21 protein-coding genes are annotated in these 18,880 nt (G+C 57.0%); 16 read left to right on the top strand and 5 right to left on the bottom strand.

Features of this window, described 5'->3' with window-relative positions; genetic code table 11:
- Positions 1 to 2 precede the first annotated feature (2 nt).
- The 3 genes from ACLKMW_RS22260 to ACLKMW_RS22250 are packed head-to-tail and all read right to left on the bottom strand — an operon-like array spanning position 3 to position 1,500.
- Complete coding sequence (locus ACLKMW_RS22260) at positions 3 to 302, bottom strand: TrbC/VirB2 family protein (protein WP_415726724.1); 300 nt, start codon at positions 300 to 302, stop codon at positions 3 to 5.
- 7 nt (positions 303 to 309) lie between these two features.
- Positions 310 to 978 (bottom strand): lytic transglycosylase domain-containing protein, encoded by a 669-nt coding sequence (locus ACLKMW_RS22255; RefSeq protein WP_415726723.1) that lies wholly within the window; start codon positions 976 to 978, stop codon positions 310 to 312.
- Positions 979 to 981: 3 nt separating this feature from the next.
- Entirely contained in the window at positions 982 to 1,500 is a 519-nt protein-coding gene (locus ACLKMW_RS22250; RefSeq protein WP_415726722.1) for a hypothetical protein, read from the bottom strand.
- Between the two features lie 155 nt (positions 1,501 to 1,655).
- Between ACLKMW_RS22250 and ACLKMW_RS22245 the strand changes: the two genes are divergently transcribed.
- From ACLKMW_RS22245 to ACLKMW_RS22215, 7 genes are all read left to right on the top strand, one after another.
- The gene (locus ACLKMW_RS22245; protein ID WP_415726721.1) at positions 1,656 to 1,943 is read left to right on the top strand and encodes a MarR family transcriptional regulator; all 288 of its coding nucleotides are present in this window, start codon (positions 1,656 to 1,658) and stop codon (positions 1,941 to 1,943) included.
- Positions 1,944 to 2,484: 541 nt separating this feature from the next.
- On the top strand, positions 2,485 to 2,718 hold the full coding sequence (locus ACLKMW_RS22240; protein WP_415726720.1) for a hypothetical protein: 234 nt from the start codon (positions 2,485 to 2,487) through the stop codon (positions 2,716 to 2,718).
- A 156-nt stretch (positions 2,719 to 2,874) separates the two neighbouring features.
- Positions 2,875 to 3,420, top strand: coding sequence for a hypothetical protein (locus ACLKMW_RS22235; RefSeq protein ID WP_415726719.1), 546 nt, complete (start codon positions 2,875 to 2,877; stop codon positions 3,418 to 3,420).
- Between the two features lie 363 nt (positions 3,421 to 3,783).
- Complete coding sequence (gene repA, locus ACLKMW_RS22230; protein WP_415726718.1) at positions 3,784 to 4,974, top strand: plasmid partitioning protein RepA; 1,191 nt, start codon at positions 3,784 to 3,786, stop codon at positions 4,972 to 4,974.
- 84 nt (positions 4,975 to 5,058) lie between these two features.
- Positions 5,059 to 6,054: a plasmid partitioning protein RepB gene (gene repB, locus ACLKMW_RS22225; protein ID WP_415726717.1), complete on the top strand. Its 996-nt coding sequence runs from the start codon at positions 5,059 to 5,061 to the stop codon at positions 6,052 to 6,054.
- 163 nt (positions 6,055 to 6,217) lie between these two features.
- Entirely contained in the window at positions 6,218 to 7,522 is a 1,305-nt protein-coding gene (gene repC / locus ACLKMW_RS22220) for a plasmid replication protein RepC (RefSeq protein ID WP_415726716.1), read from the top strand.
- Positions 7,523 to 7,637: 115 nt separating this feature from the next.
- Entirely contained in the window at positions 7,638 to 8,690 is a 1,053-nt protein-coding gene (locus ACLKMW_RS22215) for a Fic family protein (protein WP_415726715.1), read from the top strand.
- A 38-nt stretch (positions 8,691 to 8,728) separates the two neighbouring features.
- Here ACLKMW_RS22215 and ACLKMW_RS22210 read toward each other — a convergent pair whose 3' ends face one another.
- Positions 8,729 to 9,661: a recombinase family protein gene (locus ACLKMW_RS22210; RefSeq protein ID WP_415726714.1), complete on the bottom strand. Its 933-nt coding sequence runs from the start codon at positions 9,659 to 9,661 to the stop codon at positions 8,729 to 8,731.
- Positions 9,662 to 9,913: 252 nt separating this feature from the next.
- Here ACLKMW_RS22210 and ACLKMW_RS22205 point away from each other — a divergent pair, with 252 nt between their 5' ends.
- Together ACLKMW_RS22205 and ACLKMW_RS22200 are read left to right on the top strand one after the other, a co-directional pair.
- On the top strand, positions 9,914 to 10,108 hold the full coding sequence (locus ACLKMW_RS22205) for a hypothetical protein (RefSeq protein ID WP_415726713.1): 195 nt from the start codon (positions 9,914 to 9,916) through the stop codon (positions 10,106 to 10,108).
- A 3-nt stretch (positions 10,109 to 10,111) separates the two neighbouring features.
- Positions 10,112 to 10,846, top strand: coding sequence for a hypothetical protein (locus ACLKMW_RS22200; RefSeq protein WP_415726712.1), 735 nt, complete (start codon positions 10,112 to 10,114; stop codon positions 10,844 to 10,846).
- A 48-nt stretch (positions 10,847 to 10,894) separates the two neighbouring features.
- On the opposite strand, the gene ACLKMW_RS22195 is transcribed toward ACLKMW_RS22200, so the two are convergent.
- Positions 10,895 to 12,064 (bottom strand): site-specific integrase, encoded by a 1,170-nt coding sequence (locus ACLKMW_RS22195; protein WP_415726711.1) that lies wholly within the window; start codon positions 12,062 to 12,064, stop codon positions 10,895 to 10,897.
- 159 nt (positions 12,065 to 12,223) lie between these two features.
- Here ACLKMW_RS22195 and ACLKMW_RS22190 point away from each other — a divergent pair, with 159 nt between their 5' ends.
- From ACLKMW_RS22190 to ACLKMW_RS22160, 7 genes are all read left to right on the top strand, one after another.
- Positions 12,224 to 12,586 carry a type II toxin-antitoxin system RelE/ParE family toxin gene (locus ACLKMW_RS22190; RefSeq protein WP_415726710.1) on the top strand — a complete coding sequence of 121 codons (363 nt, stop codon included), beginning with the start codon at positions 12,224 to 12,226 and terminating at the stop codon, positions 12,584 to 12,586.
- Positions 12,573 to 12,896, top strand: a complete 324-nt coding sequence (locus ACLKMW_RS22185) for a helix-turn-helix domain-containing protein (RefSeq protein WP_415726709.1) — start codon at positions 12,573 to 12,575, stop codon at positions 12,894 to 12,896. The genes ACLKMW_RS22190 and ACLKMW_RS22185 overlap by 14 nt, the downstream gene beginning before the upstream one ends.
- A 62-nt stretch (positions 12,897 to 12,958) precedes the next feature.
- Complete coding sequence (locus tag ACLKMW_RS22180; protein WP_415726748.1) at positions 12,959 to 13,945, top strand: 3'-5' exonuclease; 987 nt, start codon at positions 12,959 to 12,961, stop codon at positions 13,943 to 13,945.
- A gap of 367 nt (positions 13,946 to 14,312) precedes the next feature.
- Positions 14,313 to 14,513, top strand: coding sequence for a hypothetical protein (locus ACLKMW_RS22175; RefSeq protein ID WP_415726708.1), 201 nt, complete (start codon positions 14,313 to 14,315; stop codon positions 14,511 to 14,513).
- A 320-nt stretch (positions 14,514 to 14,833) separates the two neighbouring features.
- Complete coding sequence (locus tag ACLKMW_RS22170) at positions 14,834 to 15,898, top strand: response regulator transcription factor (protein WP_415726707.1); 1,065 nt, start codon at positions 14,834 to 14,836, stop codon at positions 15,896 to 15,898.
- Between the two features lie 70 nt (positions 15,899 to 15,968).
- Positions 15,969 to 16,367: a hypothetical protein gene (locus ACLKMW_RS22165; RefSeq protein ID WP_238229130.1), complete on the top strand. Its 399-nt coding sequence runs from the start codon at positions 15,969 to 15,971 to the stop codon at positions 16,365 to 16,367.
- Positions 16,368 to 16,391: 24 nt separating this feature from the next.
- Positions 16,392 to 18,680 carry a N,N-dimethylformamidase beta subunit family domain-containing protein gene (locus ACLKMW_RS22160; RefSeq protein WP_238229129.1) on the top strand — a complete coding sequence of 763 codons (2,289 nt, stop codon included), beginning with the start codon at positions 16,392 to 16,394 and terminating at the stop codon, positions 18,678 to 18,680.
- The last annotated feature ends 200 nt before the right edge of the window (positions 18,681 to 18,880 follow it).

Here is an 18,880-nt window from a genome sequence, read left to right as displayed (position 1 = left end):
CACTAGCCTCCTGCGATCATGTTGACGATCTCGGTCGCGCCGAAGATGATGCCGATGCCAAGCACGACAAAGGCCGCCTTGCGGAGGTCGAGATAACCGAACATCCATGCGATGCCGACGATGATCACGGCGATGATGGCCAGCAGTCTCGCGACATTGCCGGTGAGCATGTCGACGATATTCTGCAGCACGCTTTCGATGCCTCCCGCCTGGGCGAAGCTCGGCTCGACCAAGGTCAGAGAAAATATCGCGGCCATCGTCGCGGTCGCCGCGAACGGCCTGATGCGAGCCGATAGGTTCATGGGCTCATCACTCCTTTTGCTCGTTGGAAAAGACGAGGACGGAGGATTGCCGCCCCAAATTGTAGACATCCCATCGCGGCACTGAAGCCTGGGACCGCTGCTGGCTCTTCTCGGCCGGATCGCTTTCGACCATGGCGGCAGACGACTCCCCTGCCCTTTCGCGCGCCGGCAACGCCTGCGCCTCAACGATCTCGATGCTGTCGAGTTGGCCGGACAGTCGCTCGCGCTCGGCCAGCACCTTTTTGTCGTAGCCCACCATTTCGCCGATGGACGCGTCACCATTGCCGAAATAGCTCCGCAGCATGACGGCTTCGGCCTGTGCCGTCGTCGCCCCGCCCCGGAGAGCGATTTGGTAGTATCCCCCAAGGAGCGACGCGCTCGCCTTGATGTTCAGGCAGAGGTCAAATGTGTCGCTGACGGACAGTCCCAGCCGACCGAGATTGCTGGAATTGATCCCACCAAGTCCCAGGTCGATATCGTGGCCCTCGGCGATCAGGGTCGTCGCGGTTTCGATTGCCTCGGCTCTGGTTTTGGGCTGCTCGGCGAGCGGATGATCTGTGTTGATGCGGATCGCAAAGGGCTGGAATCCGCTCTCGACGCTCACGACAGCGGCGATTGTTTCCATGGCGACCTGCGGCGCGCAGTTTTGAGCGAGATCGAGAAAGGCGACCGGCATGGGCTAGAACCACACGCGCTGGCGGCCAGCGTCATCGATGGTAACGTCGACATATCTGGGCTGCGCCCGCACATGAGGGCGTTGGGTGACCAGAGCCTTGCAGACCCGCTTGCCGTCTTCGAAATGCCAGGAGCCCGTCGCTCCTCCATTGTCCCGATAGCCGCACATGGCGCTGCTAACGACTTTGGGTTCGGTGGAGACGCAGCCGACTTCATTCCGACGATCTCCTGAGCGCGTGACCAGCCGGAACCCTGCGTCGCAATAGTACGGTTCGTAGCGGGGCTTCGACGCTATGAAGCCAACGCCACTGCAAATCGGGAAAGATCGGCCTTTCGCCAGATGCGACCACAGCCGCTCAATCGGCGGGCGGCACTCGGCATACTGCGTTGCGCCACCCGGATTTGAAAGGCAGAGGAGAACCTGGCAACCCCAGTCATCCGCCCGCGCAATAGAGGACGAAAAGGTGTACAATGAAACGCTCAATATAAAGGCAGAAAGTGCCCGAATGACCACATTTTTCATGCCGTTACTCCCGTTTTCCTGCCCACTGGCTAGCCGTCCATGAGGCTTCACCACCTTTCCATACTGCACGATAACGAATAGATAAGAAGATGCCAAGCCCATTAAACCAACGCTGGCACAACACGGTTTTCGCGACCCTGGCCACGCACGAGATCATGTCAAAGCCGCTGCCCGGCGAGACGCCCAATTTGCGTCTGCGTCAACTCGGCATGATGAATCTTCTCTACACCCTGCATAAGGCAGACACGGCGCTGACCATCACCAACGTCACGGAAATCACTGGAATGACAAGGAAAGCGGCGCAGGAAGCGATTGATCCGCTGGTCGTGCGCGGGCTTTTGAAAGAGTCCTGGGGCCGCACGTCGATCGGCCGAGGCAAGGCCCGCCAATACGAGATCGCGCCGGAAATCTTCGAGAAGCTTCAGGGCGTTTACGGCGCCTGATCTGCGCGGCGCGGCCGATGGCTACCCCAAACGTCTTTCATTACATGGCATAAACGCACAGTATTGCGTGCACTCAACGGCGCAAGCATACTTGACGGTGCGACTCGCCTGCCCTCGCGGGCAGACTGATTCGTTTCGCGTAGACAAACCGTGTGATGGAGAAGCTATACGGCAAAAACGGAACGGCCCCGGAAGTTGGCGCTTCCAAGGCCGGTTCACTGAAGATCGAAATTCTTTGATGGGCTCTTTGGCAAGAACTGCAACCACTAACGGGTCGGATAGCCGTAAAAGTCCAAATTCGTGTCAAGGCAAAACGCCACTTCGACGAACGGACCTTGCATTGCCGTTTCGAAGTAAACTGAAATGAGCACAGAGGATTTTAGATCGGCGGCTTTGGAGGGAAACCAGTGGTCGGTGTTCGACGGGTACGGAACGAACGAGGCAATATCGTCACCCTCCCAACTTCCGAAAGAAAATGGCGGAGGCACCATCGGCGGCTCTGATCGAAGGCCGAAGTTGAGCCAGGCCGTCGACATCGGCAATGTATCGCTCGGGCTGGTTCGAGTCGCCTGCCCTGCCCTTCAAGACATATCCCGAGGTCTTCGGCAGATCCTTGTTTGCGCTTGCCGGCACCGAGGACGCCAGCGTCCCGAAGCAATCCTCGCGTACTACGGCGCCCTATCGAGGTTTTCCTCTGGAGCGGATCAACTGGTTCGGCTGGGCGGACTTGGTGCGGGAGTACGCTCCCAAACCGATACCTGATGTCGAGACGTAGCGGATGCCTTCAGGTCATGGTGCCGCAAGGGGAATATCGATCTTGCCCAACCGAGCATCGAGAAGGCGCTTATTGGATTCTGCAAGAAATGGTGGCAGCGCTGATATGGAAGCACGGGCCAAATGTATGGGAAGGCGCCCCCTCCAGCTGCGCCAGATGATCTTTGCGATTGGCTTTGCCGTGAGCTTGTTCCCTGGGAGCGGCGAGGCCACTGCGCAGAGCCTGCCGGAAACCGTTACAGGCAAAGCTCAACTTTACGACGGCGTCACGTTCGATTTGATGCACGACGGTGGGCGCTATCGCGCGGCAACCCGGGTTCGCCTCGAAGCGGTCGACGCCTGCGAACTCCGGCAAAAGGCCCGGCATGCCGATGTAGACTGGCCATGCGGCGCAGTGGCAACCGCGTGGCTGGCATCTCGCACGTTGGTCAAGGAGGTCGAGTGTCGGCCGACGCGTGTCCTCTCAGGGGGAGGGTATCGAGCGCTGTGCTACGTCGATGGAACGGACATAGCAGCTGCGGGTCTCGGGCAGGGGATGTATGTCCTGGCGGCACCAGAACAAGAATATACACCGCCCGGCTATGCCGAGATCGAGGCGAGGGCCAAGGCCACGAGCGCTGGAATCTGGTCGAGTGAATTCATGATGCCAGCCCAGTGGCGCCGCGCCCATGGCACGTACAACCCCTTAGCGCCTCAACGATGATGGAATAGCTCTCGAGAGCTTGGTATCCGACTTTTCGATAGCTCACACTGCGAATCGGCGGGTCCGATAGTCCAGGGATTGATCACAGTATACGTGGAGAGGCGCCCCGGTGTTGCCTGACGACCCCATTCTCGATCCGATGCTCTTGTCAGCCGTTTTTTGTTGGAAAAATACGATCAAAAACAAGTAGATACGGGATCTGAGGACTGCTTTCGACACGCTATGCGCGGGGGCTGAAGACGTTAACTTTTCATTAACTTTAAATTCGTTGCGTCAGCTCCAGAATCGGCCATATACTTGCGCAAGTATCGCCCCAATGGGCTTGTTTGCGAAAGTATCGCTGTTGAGGAAAAAGTTCTCCAAATGAACGCCGAGGCTGCCCATCGTTTTGACTATGAAATCGCGCAGCAGGGGACCAAGATCTCCAATGCGCTGAACCTGTTGCGTACGCAGCAGTATCCGCCTGATGCACGTAAGGGGCTGCGCAAATTTCAGATCGCAGAGGTGGCTGATTTCATGGGTGTCACCCAAAGCCATCTTCGTCAGCTGCATACGGAAGGCAAGGGGCCAGAAGTTGAAACTGTTTCTGGTCGTCGATACTACACCGCCAGTCAAATGCTGGAATTGAGGGATTTTCTCGAAGCCAATAAGAAGTCTGACAGGCGAATCTACGTCCCGCACCGGCGGGACGGAGAGGCGTTGCAAGTGCTTTCGGTTGTGAACTTCAAGGGCGGCAGCGGGAAGACGACGACCGCGGCCCACCTGTCACAGTACCTCGCGCTGACCGGTCATCGCGTTCTCGCGATCGACTTAGATCCGCAGGCGTCGTTGACCTCGCTCTTTGGTATTCAACCGGAACTCGATGAGACCGTATCCCTTTATGAAACGCTGCGCTTCGACGAGGAACGTAAGCCTCTTGGGGAGATCATCCAACGAACGAACATTCCAGGGCTCGACGTCGTTCCGGCGAACCTGCTCCTGCAGGAATATGAGTATGATGTCCCGTTGGCCATCTCTGGCAAGAAAGGCCAGGAGGGGCGTTTATTTCACACACGCATTCTCAACGCGGTGAAAGATGTCGACGCGGATTACGATCTGGTGATTATCGACTGCCCGCCGCAGCTTGGTTACCTGACGATAACGGCGTTGATGGCCTCGACGGGGATATTGATCACTATCCACCCTCAGATGCTCGACATTATGTCGATGAGCCAATTTCTGATGATGCTTGGCGGCATCATGACGTCAGTGGCAGATGCAGGGGCGGAAATAAGGGTCAAATGGTTCAGGTATCTCGTAACACGTTTTGAACCCACGGACATTCCTCAGGCGCAAATGGTCGGCTTCATGCAGTCAATGTTTGCGCAAAATATGCTCAACAATCATGTTCTGAAATCCACTGCGATTTCCGACGCGTCAATCAAGAAGCAGAGTCTCTATGAGGTTGAACGGAGCGAGTTTGTTCGTGCGACATACGACCGGGCTATAGAAAGTCTCAACGCGGTGAACGGAGAGGTTGCCGACCTAATTCATAAGACTTGGGGACGGAAATGAAGATTTTGTCAGCCGTTTTTTGTTCAGGTTTATCCCGGAAATCCAACAGGTTACCGGAGTTGACAGGTCGGAAGGACACGCCCCATGTCTCGTAAAAATCCTTTTGCAGCCTTGGATATAGCCTCGGTCTCCAGTGACAAGCCGGCTTCAAAGCCAGGCTACGGAATGACCGGCGCCGCCAAGAACGTTGTTCGTTCCATTGAAGAGATGGCGGAAAATACCAAGAGGCTGATGGAAGGCGAAACTATCATCGATTTGGACCCCGAGTCTTTGGAAGTTTCTTTTGTGCCAGATCGCCTGTCCAGCGATGATGACGAGTACCAAGAGCTGAAGCAGGCAATTGGTGAACAGGGGCAGTCGACGCCGATCCTCGTGCGCCCTCATCCGGACGACCGCGATCGCTATATGGTGGTATTCGGACATCGGCGCGCGCGAGTGGCGCAAGAGCTCGGAATAAAGGTCAAGGCCGTCGTCAAGGACTTTGATGACATCACATCTGCGATAGTCCAGGGCCAGGAAAATTCGGCCCGTTCGAACCTATCGTTTATTGAGCGTGCGTATTTTGCTCAAAACTTGCTTTCCCGGGGCCTGACTAAGGACGTGGTGAAATCTTCGCTGGGTATCGATGATGCCATGCTTTCAAAAATGTTGAGCGTCATCGAGACGGTTCCTTCGTCGATGCTGAGAACTATCGGCGCTTCGAAAAGGATCGGAAGAGACAGATGGCTCGATCTTCGCCAGATGCTGCTGAATCCGGCACATCTAAGCGTCGCGACTGAGTATGTCAGCGGGCAAGAATTCCTCGACACGCCGGAGGATCGTCGCTTCGAAAACCTGCATGTGTTCCTGAAGCGCTATCGAACGAAATCCACGGCTAAGAACCCCAAGAAAGAGGGTAGCGCCTTGTCGTGGGCGTCCCACGATAAGTCACTCAAGCTCGCAATGCATTCAAAGACCAAGAGGGTCGCGATCGAACTGTCGAGCACAGAAGCCCGACCTTTCGGCGATTGGCTCTCCACCCGGCTGGATCGTCTTTACGACGAGTACAGGCAATCGAAATCGGAAAATAAGGAAGACTGAACCGCAAAAGAAAAAGGCCCCCGAAACGAATTCCGGAAGACCTTCTCTTGGGTTTGGCGACTTAGAGAATCCCACTTCCGCGAATCAGTGTCAAGAGTCCCGAGAGGGAAAACGCGCCGTTTCGGCGAGCAGATTTCTTTTGCCTAGCGATAGGTGAAGGACAATGCAGACGCATATCACAACGACGCCCTTCGGGCGGCGAGCGATGACGCTTGGCCAAATTGCAAACCAGGCGGCAGCCAAGACGATGCCGAAAGAGGCGATCGCCAACAAATGGCAGGTTTTCCAGCACATTCGTGAAGCCCGCGAATTGCTCGGCGCGACGGATCGCGCGTTGGCGATCCTTAACGCCTTGCTTTCGTTCCATAGAGAAACGGAACTCTCGGCCGAAGGCGAACTCATCGTCTGGCCATCGAACGAGCAACTTATTGCCCGCGCCAATGGAATTTCGCCGGCAACGCTTCGGCGGCATCTCTCCGTTCTGGTCGAATGCGGATTGATCATCCGGAGAGACAGCCCGAACGGCAAGCGCTTCGCGCGCCGGAGCAGGGCAGGGGAAATTGAGCAGGCGTATGGCTTCGACCTGTCGCCGATCGTCGCCCGCGCCGAGGAGCTCAGGGACTTGGCGGAGGTGGTGCAAGCCGAGAAGAAGGCATTCCGTGTAGCCCGGGAGCGCTTGACGCTGCTACGGCGCGATATCGTCAAGATGATTGACGCCGGGATCGAGGAAGGGGTGCCGGGGAACTGGGGCAGGGTACTTCAGACCTATCAGGCTGTCATCTCCAAGCTTCCTCGAACAGCATCGAGGCAACTCGTAGAGGACATCTGCGCCGAGCTTCAGGATTTGCACGCGGAAACTCGTGACGTATTGGAATCTTTCATAAAAACACAGAATCCGAACGCCAATGAGTCTCATTCTGAACGCCACATACAGAATTCAAATCCAGACTCCATTTCTGAATCTGAACAAGGCTTTCGAAAAGAAAATGAAGCGAGCGGCAGCCCTGCGGAAAGCAACAACGTACGGAGCTTGCCAAAACGGGATTTGCCATTGAGCATCGTGCTGGATGCCTGCCCGAACTTGCGGGAAACAGCCCCGTCGGGCGAAATCCGCCACTGGCGCGATTTTCTGGCTGCTGCGGAGTTGGTCCGAACGATGCTTGGCGTCAGTCCAAGCGCCTGGCAGGAGGCCCGCGAGGTCATGGGCGAGATTCAGGCGGCAATTGCGCTTGCTGCGATCTATCAGCGGTCCGACCAGATCAACAGCGCCGGCGGTTATCTACGCAGCCTGACCGACAAGGCGCGAGACGGGAAATTCTCGACCTGGCCGATGGTGATGGCTCTGTTGCGTGCACGGCTGGACGAGGGGAAGCATCACCAAACCTTGGAAAATGAGCTTTCTGAGCCCGCTCCACGGCTTGAGGTGTCGGATTCGCTCCTGAAAAGCCTGCGAAAGATGAATCGGTGATCAGTAGGACGGCTATCAGCTGTCATCAAGCTCTGGATGGAAACGGGTGGAAATGGGTGGACAAACGGAGCCTAGCATACCATAGAGAATGGGTGGAATTGGATGAAATAATAGCATGCCGCTGAATGCTTCAACGCTTCATATCACGCCCGAGATCCTGTCTCTGATCGCGGAAATCGACGAATTCAAAGGTGCGTGGCGTGCAATCGGACGGATTGCGCCGGAACGCTTGTCCAGCTTGCGCCGTGTAGCCACGATCGAAAGCATCGGTTCCTCAACCCGGATCGAGGGCGCGCGGCTCAGCGACAGAGACGTTGAAAACCTGCTGGCGAATATCCAGATCGGCTCATTTGCAACACGCGATGAGCAGGAGGTTGCCGGTTACGCTGATGTTATGGAGACGATTTTCGGCGCCTATGATGCGATTTTGCTGACGGAGAGCCATATTCAGCAGCTCCATCGCGATCTCCTGGCTTATTCCAGCAAGGACGAACGCCATCGCGGCTCCTACAAGACCCTGGCCAATCATGTCGAAGCCTTCAATGAAGAGGGCAAGAGCCTGGGTGTGGTGATTGAGACCGCTACGCCGTTCGACACGCCACAACGCATGGCCGAACTGGTCGCATGGGTGGCGGCGGAAGAGGAGGACGGAAAACTCCATCCTTTGCTGGTGATCGCGATCTTCGTCGTGGCGTTTCTCGAGATCCATCCCTTTCAGGATGGTAACGGCCGGTTGTCACGCGTCCTGACGACGCTTCTCTTGTTGCGGGCGGGCTACGCATATGTTCCCTACAGCTCTCTGGAAAGCGTCATTGAGCAGAGCAAGGACAGTTACTATCTGGCCCTGCGCCGCACGCAAAGGACGATCCGCTCTGATACGCCCGACTGGAATTCGTGGCTGGAATTCTTTCTGCATGCGATGCAGCGGCAGAAGGAGCGGCTCGAGAAGAAGATGGAGCGCGAGCGGGTGATGGTCGCAGCACTTCCCGAACTGTCCGTCCTGATCCTCGAACTGGTTCGCGAACACGGCAGGGTGACGATTTCCGAGGTCGTGAGAGTAAGTGGGGTCAGCCGCAACACGGTCAAGGATCATCTCAAGTCGCTTGCCGAGCAAGGCCATCTGCAATTGCACGGTGCAGGCCGCGGCGCCTGGTATGGTCTTCCTTGACCGAAGGCGACATTCCGTGGGCTTGGCTTAGCCGCGGATCACGCCGTTTCGCTAACCAGAAGTCCAGATCGCTTTGCACGATCCAACAGGTTCTTGACCGATGACGGAGCCCATTTGGTTCCGCCGCGCGGTGTGCGCTCATGCAATCGTTCAAGCTGGCTCGCGACTTCGCGCAATGTCAGGCCGGGATTGGATGAATGGATTCCGGCCACCAGTGTCATCAGACGATCTTCCGGAAGCCGGGGCGGGGATTTGCGAAGCAGCGCTGCATCTGCCATGCCTTCGGAAACCACCCATTTGACCGCTCGTCGGAGACGTTCCGGCGTCCAGTCGAGACCGCGCTGTTTCAGCACGCGGGCGATGTCGTCCCAGGTGTGGTCGGGTCGCATGCGGCGCACGGTCGGACGCCATTGACTGGCCGTAGCCTGGACGCGTGTTCCGTAAGCGGCCTTCTGTGCGGCAGTCATCTTGGCAAGTGCGTCCGGCCGGCGTTCACGGATGCCAGGATTGCCCGGCAATCGCCCTTTAGCCGTGGCGGCCTTTATCCCGGCCTTGGTGCGTTCGGAAATCAGCGAGCGCTCCAGCTGCGCCACGGCGCCGAGGACCTGCAGCGAAAACATGCCCTGCGGCGTCATGGTGTCGATCGGATCGCGCAACGACCGGAAATGCACGCCTTTCTCTGTCAGCCCCTCGATCACCTCGAGGAGATGGCTCACGGAGCGTGCCAGGCGGTCGATCCGGACGACGACAAGGGTGTCGCCGGCACCGATGTCACGCAGAAGCTTAGACAGCGCAGGGCGGGCGCGGGATGTGCCTGAACCATGTTCCTGGACGATCTGATCGCAGCCGGCCGCGCGCAACTCCATCTCCTGCGCTTCTGTCGCCTGTTCGTCCGTGGAGACGCGTGCGTAGCCGATCAGGCGGCGGCCCTGTGGTCGACGGGATGCTCGATTTCGTGTGTCAGCGGCCATTTGAAGTGCCTGAGAGTGTGTTAATCGATGGAATTCCAAACACAGAGGATACGGATAACCGATCGTTTGTGAACGTCTTTTGACTTCGAGTAGAGGCCGAGCTCCCTTCTGTATCTAGTACTTAGTCAGTGCGGCTAGCGCGCTTTACAGGAGTTCATTGTAAGCGATACATTGGAATTCGACGAATTTCTTTTCCGGTTTTTTGGCGGGTTCCCGGTAGACAGATCAAAGATCAAATAGCTGAGTATTTTGATGTTCATCACCAACGCATTATCGCCTGCGGAAACATTGGCGGAAATTCTTCAGAAAAACTCTTCGACGATTGCTGATACCGATTGGTTCAAAAATATGAAGCATGACGCGGACTTATGTCCGATGTTTGAGTCCCTCGGCATGGAGATTCTCCGATCCTACAAGGCGTATCGTACCGGCTGCCACGACATCTAGGGCATGCGCGACAACGGTGCCGACGTCTTGCTGAAATACGATTCCGAGGACGGAGCCACAAAGGTTGGACTCCAGATTAAGAGCTACCCTGAATTTCAGGACTGGGTGTCGAAGAAGGACAAAACCTTCATGAAGACGCTGAAATCGCAATATACCGAAGCGAAGCAGGATGTCGGTGTCGAGCACTATTTCCTGATTCTCTGCACCGATGCCCACGAACATCGGAAACAGATTCGGATGATCTCTTCGGAAATGAAGAACTACACCGACCTCACGATCGTGAAGCCGGAGCAGGTTCGAGGTTTCACGTATCTTTCCCATTGGGAACTGCAGGCGGCTGTCACCCGCCTTCTTTGCCGCGACGACCCGGTGCTCAGTGCGGCACGGGCATGTTTTTCAGATACTGCCACGCTTAGCGACTACATGACGCTCGACCTTCTTTGCAGGACGTTTGGTGGCAGGAATGAACCACTTTCTAGTGGCGATCTCGCAGATATAGCAGATCATTGGACCGAACTTGTGGGCGGGGGCCGCGACATGGACAAGGTCGCCGACGCGCTGAGTTTCATGGAAAGCTCAGGTTACCTCCAGTGGGTAGGGGAGAAGTATCAGATCGTCTTAGAGGAATTTCCTAATGCACTTTGTGCCGTCTACTTTGATCTGAGGGCACGTAACAGAGTGGCCGCGGACGATGCGCTTGCATATCTCGTTCCTCTGCTGCTCGACATCCCACGATAGAGACGTCGACAGACGGGGGTCGAATGGACGCGGGACGACAGCCTCGCGCTACAGCCCCGACGCCTTTGTAAGATTGACGCGGAAGCGGTCCCTTCGGCGCTGGTATTTGCGGGTCATTTCGGCGGAGGCATGGCCGAGCTGCTTTTGCACATAGCGCTCGTCGACCTCGGCCGAGGAGGCCAGTCCGGCCCGCAGGGAATGGCCGGAGAATTTTTGCGCCCGCTCGCCTTCGGAAAGATCGCCGCGCACGCCGGCGGCCAGGGCTGAGCGCTTGACCAGGCGCGCGACCTCCTGGTCGTTGAGGCGCTCGACGCCAACGGCCTTGCCTTTCCCGGTGACGCGGCGAAACAGCGGGCCGTGGGCAATGCGTGCGAACTTCAGCCAGGTTTCGAGCGCCACAACCGGGCAGGTGGCGTCGGCCGAGCCGCGGCCGATCTCGACCTCGCGCCAGCCGGTCTTGCCACGCAAGGTCACCAGAATGCCTTTTTCCAAAATCTCGATCCAGCCCGAAGAATCCTCGGTCTGGTCGCGGCCGCAATCCAGGCCCGTGATTTCGGAGCGGCGCAACCCGCCGGCAAAGCCGAGCAGCAGCATGGCGCGGTCGCGCATGCCGCGTAAGGTTCCGCGGTCGAGCGTTTCCAGCATGGCGATTAGATCCTCGGGCAGGATCGCTTCCTTCTGCCGGGGAGGGGAGGCGTGTTTGTTGCGGATGCCGGCCATGACGGTGGCGATGTGCCGATCTTTCCGGTCAAGCGGTTGGCCACGCTGCGTATAGTTCCAGGAGAGCGAGGAAAGCCGCCGCTCGATGGTGGACACCGTCTTTTTGTCTCTGCCGGTCGCGGCCGCGAGTGCGGTGATGTAGAGCCCGACGGTCTGCGGATCGGGCGGCAGCGCCTCAAAGCCTTGGCGGCGGCACCAGCCGGCAAAATGCTTCCAGTCCGAGGCATAGGCGCGGCGCGTGTTGGCCGAGCTCGCCGCCTCGACGTAATCGCGCGCGCGGCCCGCGAGTTTTTCCAGATGCGCCGGTAGGGGAGGGTGTGAGGAGTTGCCGGCATCGCCGACGGAAAGCCAATGATTTGGCTTTTCGAACGACGAACGCGCGGAACCATGGTGGAGGGCCTGGGTGTTGGTTTGCACAACACCCATCTCCATCACGACATCAACAATGTCGGGCAGATCGCCAGCATCGGTGTCAGATGGATTTTCAAACGGGTTCATAATCACAGGAGCGGGACCGTCGCCTCAAGATTCTCTCGGAAAGCGATTTCCGACGTCCCAGTGTATGACACCGCGCACGGAATGTGAATCGCCATCGGAAATCAGGGTCACCGCCCGCATTGACGTTGATTTCTATAGCACGTGGTGCTACATGACAGCATGAAGGAACGAGCATTCAAGACGGCCTGGTTTGCCAAGGCGGCACGCAAGGCGCGCATCAGCGACGCCGCCTTATGCAAGGCTATCGCGCAGGTGGCGCAGGGGCAGGCGGACGATCTCGGTGGTGGCGTGTTCAAGAAGCGGTTGAACGACAACCGGCACCGCTCGATCATTCTGGCCAGGTCAGGTGAGTTCTGGGTCTATGAGTATCTGTTCGCCAAGCAGGACAGGGCCAACATCGACGACAATGAACTCGTCGCGTTCCGCAAGCTGGCCAAAGCCTATGCCGGATTGACGGACCGGCAGATCGCCGCGTTGCTCGCAGACGGGGATTTTTTGGAGATATGCCATGAACAAGGCTAGAAAATACAAATCCGACGCCTTCGAGGCGATCCACAGCTCGGCCAGCGCGCTTTACAAGGTTGGGGCGATCGACAAGACGACGATGCGCAGTTTTGACGACAACTGCCTGACGATGCCGGCAGAGTTCGACGCGGCGGACATCAAGGCGCTGCGCGAGAGGAACCATGTCAGCCAGCCGGTGTTCGCGCGCTATCTGAACACGTCGGAATCGACGGTGCAGAAGTGGGAGACCGGCGCCAAACGGCCGAGCGGGTTGGCGCTGAAACTGCTGTCGGTGGTACAAAAGCACGGTTTGCGTGTGCTCAGCTAGCGTTTTGCAATTGTGACCAATAAAGCCGGACGCCGGAGTGGAAAGAGGCTGACAGCATGAAGATGGCAGCCGCCCAGTTTGACCTGTTCGATGACGCCCCTGGCTATCGGCAAGTTCCGCGCTCCGCGCCAAGGACGCGTGCGGCGCCACGCGGCCTGGTCTCTCCGAACTGGAACGCGGAAGAGGCAGCCCGACGCTTGGAAGCGGGCGGTGAGTACAGGGTGTTGCGCAAGCTGGTGCCGCGAACGATCATGGCGCGGAGCGAAAGCCGATACCCCAACCTGGCAATTTTGGTCGATACCGAGACGACAGGCCTTTCTTATGCAAGGGACGAGGTCATCGAAATCGGCGCGGTCGCCTTCACCTATGACGATGGCGGCAACATCGGTGACGTGGTCGGCGTCTACTGTGGTCTGCGCCAACCCTCGGCGCCCATACCCCCAGAAATTACCCGGCTGACCGGCATCACCGACGCGATGGTCGCCGGGCAGGCAATCGATATTACGGCTCTCGAGGCGCTGATCGAGCCGGCCGATCTGATCATTGCCCACAATGCCGGCTTCGATCGGCCGTTTTGCGAAAAGCTTTCGCCGGCCTTCGTTGCCAAAGCGTGGGCCTGCTCGGTCACCGAGGTGCGATGGGCGGATCTGGGTTTTGAGGGCAACAAGCTCGGCTATCTCGTTGGCCAGTCCGGCCTGTTCCACGAGGGCCATCGCGCCGCCGACGATTGCCATGCGCTGCTTGAAGTGTTGGCGCGGCCGGTGGGCGAGGGCGGTGCGCTTCCCTTTGCCCAGCTGCTGCAATCGAGCGCCCGGTGCCGGATCCGCATTTTTGCCGAGAACGCGCCGTTCGATATGAAGGATCACCTGAAGGCGAGGGGCTATCGCTGGTCTGACGGCAGCGACGGTCGGCCAAGGGCCTGGTGGATCGACGTCGATGAAGACCTTTACGATGACGAACTCCGTTATCTGCGCGCCGAGATCTATCGCTGGGACGAGGCGGAGCCGCCGACCGTGTGGCTGACGGCCCACGATCGGTTCAAAGCGTGACGCGTTTGCATCCCGCGCGAATGTGAGGATGCAGCCAAGGGGCCATTTCTGCTTGGGAAGCTCACAATCGTGCGCGTGATTTCGTTCACAGGGAGGATTGCAGTGCATTTTGGCATTCTGCTCGACGAGGGAGGCCATCCCCGGCCGACGGCTGCGTATCCGATCCGCTCGATGAACGCGAATTCTCGTCGATCTGACGCATAAAGAAGGCTGTCCGCCGGTGAAAAACGAGCGAGAGAGGCCCTTTCTTCTATAAAGAGCAAAACGAGCGATAAGCCGGCATTATCGGTCATTGTCGGTGGCCGACAGGCTGTGCGCTTTTAGCGCGATTCCATCGCGCAAAGCGCCGGCTCCTTCGGTCCTGCCGATGGCTACGGCACCGACCTGGCTGCGCCGCGACGTTCCCGACGCGCAAAGCCTTGCGGAAGAAGAGATCGGGGACATTGCCATTACTGTCGGCGCCGCCATCGGGATACTCGATGCGGTGGTCGGCCGAAGGAGCGGTGGGCCGGCGCCTGGCGCCAGCTGGCAGCGCGGCCGCCGCGTCGCCAGAGCGACCATGCGATGACATGTGCGGGCTCGATACGTGGTTGGGTGAGGCGCGAGGCAATGCGGCGGATTTCCTAGATTGACCACAACGGATCAATTGCCGGTCCTGCGCCTTGTTGCTCTTTGCCGGAATGGCAGCCTCGATGTCTGGGTTGGCAATCCCGGCGCAGTTCAGAAGGTTGAAACGGCAGCAAACGCAGCCGCCACTTCACAATCGATTCATCGTGCGAAACGCTTCAGACAGTGGGTGGATTTACACACGCGACAACGTTCAACATATGGCAGGCTGTGATCAGCGGCCACCTGAGCAGTTGATCAATAACGATCTGGGAGCAACCGATGGGGATCGACAACGCGCACTATTCAACTGTTTTACAGCGCCGCATTCTTTCCAACATCATATCAATTGCAGCCGAGGAACCTTCCCGCGAGCAGGCACTGTCGCTAATTCTGGACGAACTGCATTCTCTCGCTCCGTGGGCAGCAATGTCCCTTTCGGTCTATGACCCACTGACACGGAAGCATCGTTCAGCCGTCTCTTCGGGGTACTCGGAGGAGATCGTCGCCTATCTCGACAATTCCTATATGTCAATCGATCCTGCCTATCGCTGGATCGTGCGTACCGGAAAATCATACTTCAGTTGGGAAACTACCGAGTTCGACTATTCAAAAAGCGTATCTGCACGAAATTGGTGGCTCCCCGGAGGTTACAAGGGAGGCTCCACAAGTTATCTGACGACTCGCAGCAACAGGTACGTTGGAAACCTTCACACTAGCACAGACAATTTCAACCAGCCGTCGCTTGAGATCCTGCAACTCATCGACGACATTTCGCCGATCCTCGCGACCCTGATCGATGTATGGCACGGGCCGCGCTCTCTGCTTCGCAACTTGAAGCCCGATGAATTCCCCTTATTCGTCGACTTCAGCGGGAACATCCATGATATTCCGGGCTACAAATCGTGCGACTGGAATGGATTCGGCGAGTTAGCTCGTCTCGCCGTCAAGAGAGGCGGAAACGGGAATAGTCTTGATGTTCTCGGCCAACGCTTGCCTTCGGTTTGCTGGTGTATTTGTGATGAAAATATTCATCAAGTTCAATTCAAGAGATGCGACCGAGGGTGGCTTGTGGTCCGCAAGGCTTCCCAACTGCCTTTCGGCCTGACTGTCAGGCAGGCTGAAGTCTGTTCCTTGTCGGCCATGGGTTTGACGAGTTGCCAGATCGCAAATGTTCTCAAGCTATCAGCTAGAACAATAGAACGGCACTTCGAAAATATATTCGAAAAAACCTCAATAAACAACAGAATAGAATTAGCCTGCTTCGCGGCCAGCGCGGGCCTGATCAGGCTAAGCGACTTAGTTTCATACATCGACGCCAAAACAACCCGTAAAAGCCTTGTTTAAGTTGCGGCCAGCCAACCCGTCAACACATCACCAAAACCCAAAAGCCAAAAGCCAAACCGAGGAGGAGTAAATGTCTCAATCCGAAAAGAATTACGTTTTCGACCCATCGAATTATCGAGATAAGAGCAGCGACTGGTACGATTACTTCGACAAAAAAAGACGCAAGGAAATATTTGACATAATCAATACTCATCCTGATATAATTGAAGAACATAAGAAAAATCCAGTCGGATACAGAGACCACCCAAGCCCACAACTTCAACGTGTGCACAATTACTTTCGAATGCAGCCAACGTTCGAAAAATATTACATATACGCAGAGAAAGAGTGGAACACGTACCGGATCGCGGAAGTGCGTGAGTTCGGAGAGTTACCAGTCTTGCTTGATGGTGAATTCGACACGGAAGAAGAGGCGATGCACGCCGTGTTTTTGCAGCGCATCCAGGATATTCGCGACGAACTGAAATAAACCGTACCGGGAGGAGGAAAAACAATGAAGAATATCAGCATTCGCGGATATTGCGACAGACCCAGTGTTGCTACAGGCGAAACCATTCGTTTTTACGTCAGCGCAGACAAGTCCGAGGGATCATATGATGCCGAACTCGTTCGGCTGATCCATGGAGACAGTAACCCTGCGGGACCGGGGTACAAGGAAGAGCCGGTTAAATCTGCCTTAGAAGGGCGATATCCCGCTCGTTTTCAACGCACCCAATTCGGCAGTTTTGTCGAGGTCCCAGATTCCGAAGGAGCCCTTCAGCCGAGCGGCGCGTTCTCTGTGCACACCTTCCTTTGGCCCACAACGCCGGGACGAGGCCGTCAGGGAATTATCTCTCGATGGGATGACGAGCGCCAATGCGGGTGGTGTCTCACGATCGAAAAAGGTCGGCTTGTGTTCACGGTTGGCGACGGCAGCGGGGCGACCAGCCAGGTCGTCAGTGACCGCGCTTTGTTCCAAGAAGTATGGTACTCGGTGACGGCTGTTTTCGATCCGGTAGAAAAGGTGATCATACTTCACCAGAAATCTGTGGTGAATAGGACCAACAGCCGGTTTGGACTTGTGGTGCCGCTCGACTCCGACACGGTCGTTTCCGCTGCTGCCGATGTAACCCCGTCCGACTCCGGAACGTCCTTGCTGATCGCCGGCTTGGGAGAGGCGGCTGCCAGAAACGGGCGGACCTGGTGCATCGCAAACTTTAACGGCAAGATCGATGCACCAAAGATGTACGGGCGCGCGCTTCGCGACGATGACGCACAGAGACTATCGCAGGGGAAGGTATTCGAACCGATGGCCCGTCTGGCACACTGGGACTTTGCCGCGGGAATCGGACCGAATGGAATTCCGACCGATCATGTCGTCGATGTTTCCGGCAATGGCCATCACGGCCGATGTGTCAATCAACCGGATCGCGGATCGACAGGCTGGAACTGGGACGGACATGAAGAAAACTTCATACACCGTCCGGAACAGTATGGCGCACTCTGGTTTCATGAGGACTGTCTGGATGACTGTCGATGGGATAAGGATTTTGAGTTTACAATTCCGGAAGGCTTGAAAAGCGACTTCTACGCAGTCCGAATCCGTTTCGGGGATACAGAAGACTATATACCATTCTTCGTCCTCCCCCCGCGCGGAACGGCCACCGCCAGAATCCTCGTGCTTGCTAGTACACTCAGCTACTTGGCCTATGCCAACGAACAGATCATGCACAAAGCGGATATTGGTCAGGCAGTCGCCGGACACACACCCGTTCTCAATGAAAATGACGTCGAGCTTCATCGAAATCTCGAATATTATGGGCTCTCGACATATGATGGTCATATCGACGGACGCGGGGTCCAGTACACGTCTTGGCGCCGTCCAATATTGAACCTTCGTCCCAAGCATCGTCAGGGGTTTGGCTCTCTGTGGGAGCTTCCCGCTGACCTGCACTTGATCGACTGGCTCAATCATAACGGCTTCGAATACGACGTTGCGACGGAGCACGACCTTCATGAGCAAGGTGTGGATCTGCTTCGCCGCTACAAGGTGGTGCTTACCGGCTCCCATCCAGAATACCAAACCTGGGCCAATGCGGATGCCTGGGAAGACTATCTCGCCGACGGAGGTCGAGGAATGTATCTCGCGGCAAACGGGATGTATTGGATCGTCTCGATCCATCCGGAGAAGCCTTGGGTCATGGAGGTTCGCAAGGAACTCGGCGTGACGGCTTGGGAAGCCCGCCCAGGTGAATATCACTACAGCACGAATGGCAGGCGCGGCGGCCGGTTCCGCGGGCGCGCCCGGGCAACCCAGAAAATCTGGGGTACCGGGATGAGCAGCTTTGGGTTCGATCATTCAGGCTACTTCGTTCAGATGCCTGATAGTCAGGACAAACGCGCTGCTTGGATCATGGATGGGATCGATCCTGATGAAAGGATCGGGGATGGCGGTCTTGTGGGCGGAGGCGCCGGTGGATACGAACTGGATCGCTATGATTTGTCCCTTGGTACGCCGCCAAATACGCTCCTGCTAGCGAGTTCGGTCGAGCACAGCGTCGTCTATACCGTCATTCCCGATGACAAGTCTTTCCCGCATCCGGGTATGAATGGCGGCGAACATCCGTTCGTAAGAGCAGACATAACCTATTTCTCAACCGCCAATGGAGGGGGTATGTTCAGCACTTCGTCGATATCTTGGCTGGGTAGCCTGTCCTGGAACAATTACGAGAACAATGTCTCCAGGATGACCAAAAACGTCCTTACACAGTTCATGAAGGATGAACCTGCCCCGCCGGTTTAGCCATCGGACATAGACTCCCGCCACAGCTCGTCGCAGTGGCGGGGGTTGAATCGATATATTCAGGACCGTAGTCCACATTTATCGCCAAGGGCTTGCCAGAAGGCGACGAATAGATGTTGCTGCCGCCCAGCATCGGCGTGTGAGTTCTCGTCGAAGTGCGACTTTGCAGCCGGAGCAGGCTAGCCGGTTCATCGACGGAG

This window comes from Borborobacter xinjiangensis (assembly GCF_047739745.1).
Classification (GTDB): domain Bacteria; phylum Pseudomonadota; class Alphaproteobacteria; order Rhizobiales; family Rhizobiaceae; genus Pseudaminobacter.
The sequence above is the reverse complement of the archived record's forward strand: the minus strand, read 5'-3'. Positions and strand labels throughout refer to the sequence as shown.

Bases quoted from the DNA above. Each gene is read 5' to 3' on its own strand.
- ACLKMW_RS22260 (WP_415726724.1), bottom strand. From the start codon at position 302: ATGAACCTATCGGCTCGCATCAGGCCGTTCGCGGCGACCGCGACGATG.
- ACLKMW_RS22255 (WP_415726723.1), bottom strand. From the start codon at position 978: ATGCCGGTCGCCTTTCTCGATCTCGCTCAAAACTGCGCGCCGCAGGTC.
- ACLKMW_RS22250 (WP_415726722.1), bottom strand. From the start codon at position 1,500: ATGAAAAATGTGGTCATTCGGGCACTTTCTGCCTTTATATTGAGCGTT.
- ACLKMW_RS22245 (WP_415726721.1), top strand. From the start codon at position 1,656: ATGTCAAAGCCGCTGCCCGGCGAGACGCCCAATTTGCGTCTGCGTCAA.
- ACLKMW_RS22240 (WP_415726720.1), top strand. From the start codon at position 2,485: ATGTATCGCTCGGGCTGGTTCGAGTCGCCTGCCCTGCCCTTCAAGACA.
- ACLKMW_RS22235 (WP_415726719.1), top strand. From the start codon at position 2,875: ATGATCTTTGCGATTGGCTTTGCCGTGAGCTTGTTCCCTGGGAGCGGC.
- repA (WP_415726718.1), top strand. From the start codon at position 3,784: ATGAACGCCGAGGCTGCCCATCGTTTTGACTATGAAATCGCGCAGCAG.
- repB (WP_415726717.1), top strand. From the start codon at position 5,059: ATGTCTCGTAAAAATCCTTTTGCAGCCTTGGATATAGCCTCGGTCTCC.
- repC (WP_415726716.1), top strand. From the start codon at position 6,218: ATGCAGACGCATATCACAACGACGCCCTTCGGGCGGCGAGCGATGACG.
- ACLKMW_RS22215 (WP_415726715.1), top strand. From the start codon at position 7,638: ATGCCGCTGAATGCTTCAACGCTTCATATCACGCCCGAGATCCTGTCT.
- ACLKMW_RS22210 (WP_415726714.1), bottom strand. From the start codon at position 9,661: ATGGCCGCTGACACACGAAATCGAGCATCCCGTCGACCACAGGGCCGC.
- ACLKMW_RS22205 (WP_415726713.1), top strand. From the start codon at position 9,914: ATGTTCATCACCAACGCATTATCGCCTGCGGAAACATTGGCGGAAATT.
- ACLKMW_RS22200 (WP_415726712.1), top strand. From the start codon at position 10,112: ATGCGCGACAACGGTGCCGACGTCTTGCTGAAATACGATTCCGAGGAC.
- ACLKMW_RS22195 (WP_415726711.1), bottom strand. From the start codon at position 12,064: ATGAACCCGTTTGAAAATCCATCTGACACCGATGCTGGCGATCTGCCC.
- ACLKMW_RS22190 (WP_415726710.1), top strand. From the start codon at position 12,224: ATGAAGGAACGAGCATTCAAGACGGCCTGGTTTGCCAAGGCGGCACGC.
- ACLKMW_RS22185 (WP_415726709.1), top strand. From the start codon at position 12,573: ATGAACAAGGCTAGAAAATACAAATCCGACGCCTTCGAGGCGATCCAC.
- ACLKMW_RS22180 (WP_415726748.1), top strand. From the start codon at position 12,959: ATGGCAGCCGCCCAGTTTGACCTGTTCGATGACGCCCCTGGCTATCGG.
- ACLKMW_RS22175 (WP_415726708.1), top strand. From the start codon at position 14,313: ATGGCTACGGCACCGACCTGGCTGCGCCGCGACGTTCCCGACGCGCAA.
- ACLKMW_RS22170 (WP_415726707.1), top strand. From the start codon at position 14,834: ATGGGGATCGACAACGCGCACTATTCAACTGTTTTACAGCGCCGCATT.
- ACLKMW_RS22165 (WP_238229130.1), top strand. From the start codon at position 15,969: ATGTCTCAATCCGAAAAGAATTACGTTTTCGACCCATCGAATTATCGA.
- ACLKMW_RS22160 (WP_238229129.1), top strand. From the start codon at position 16,392: ATGAAGAATATCAGCATTCGCGGATATTGCGACAGACCCAGTGTTGCT.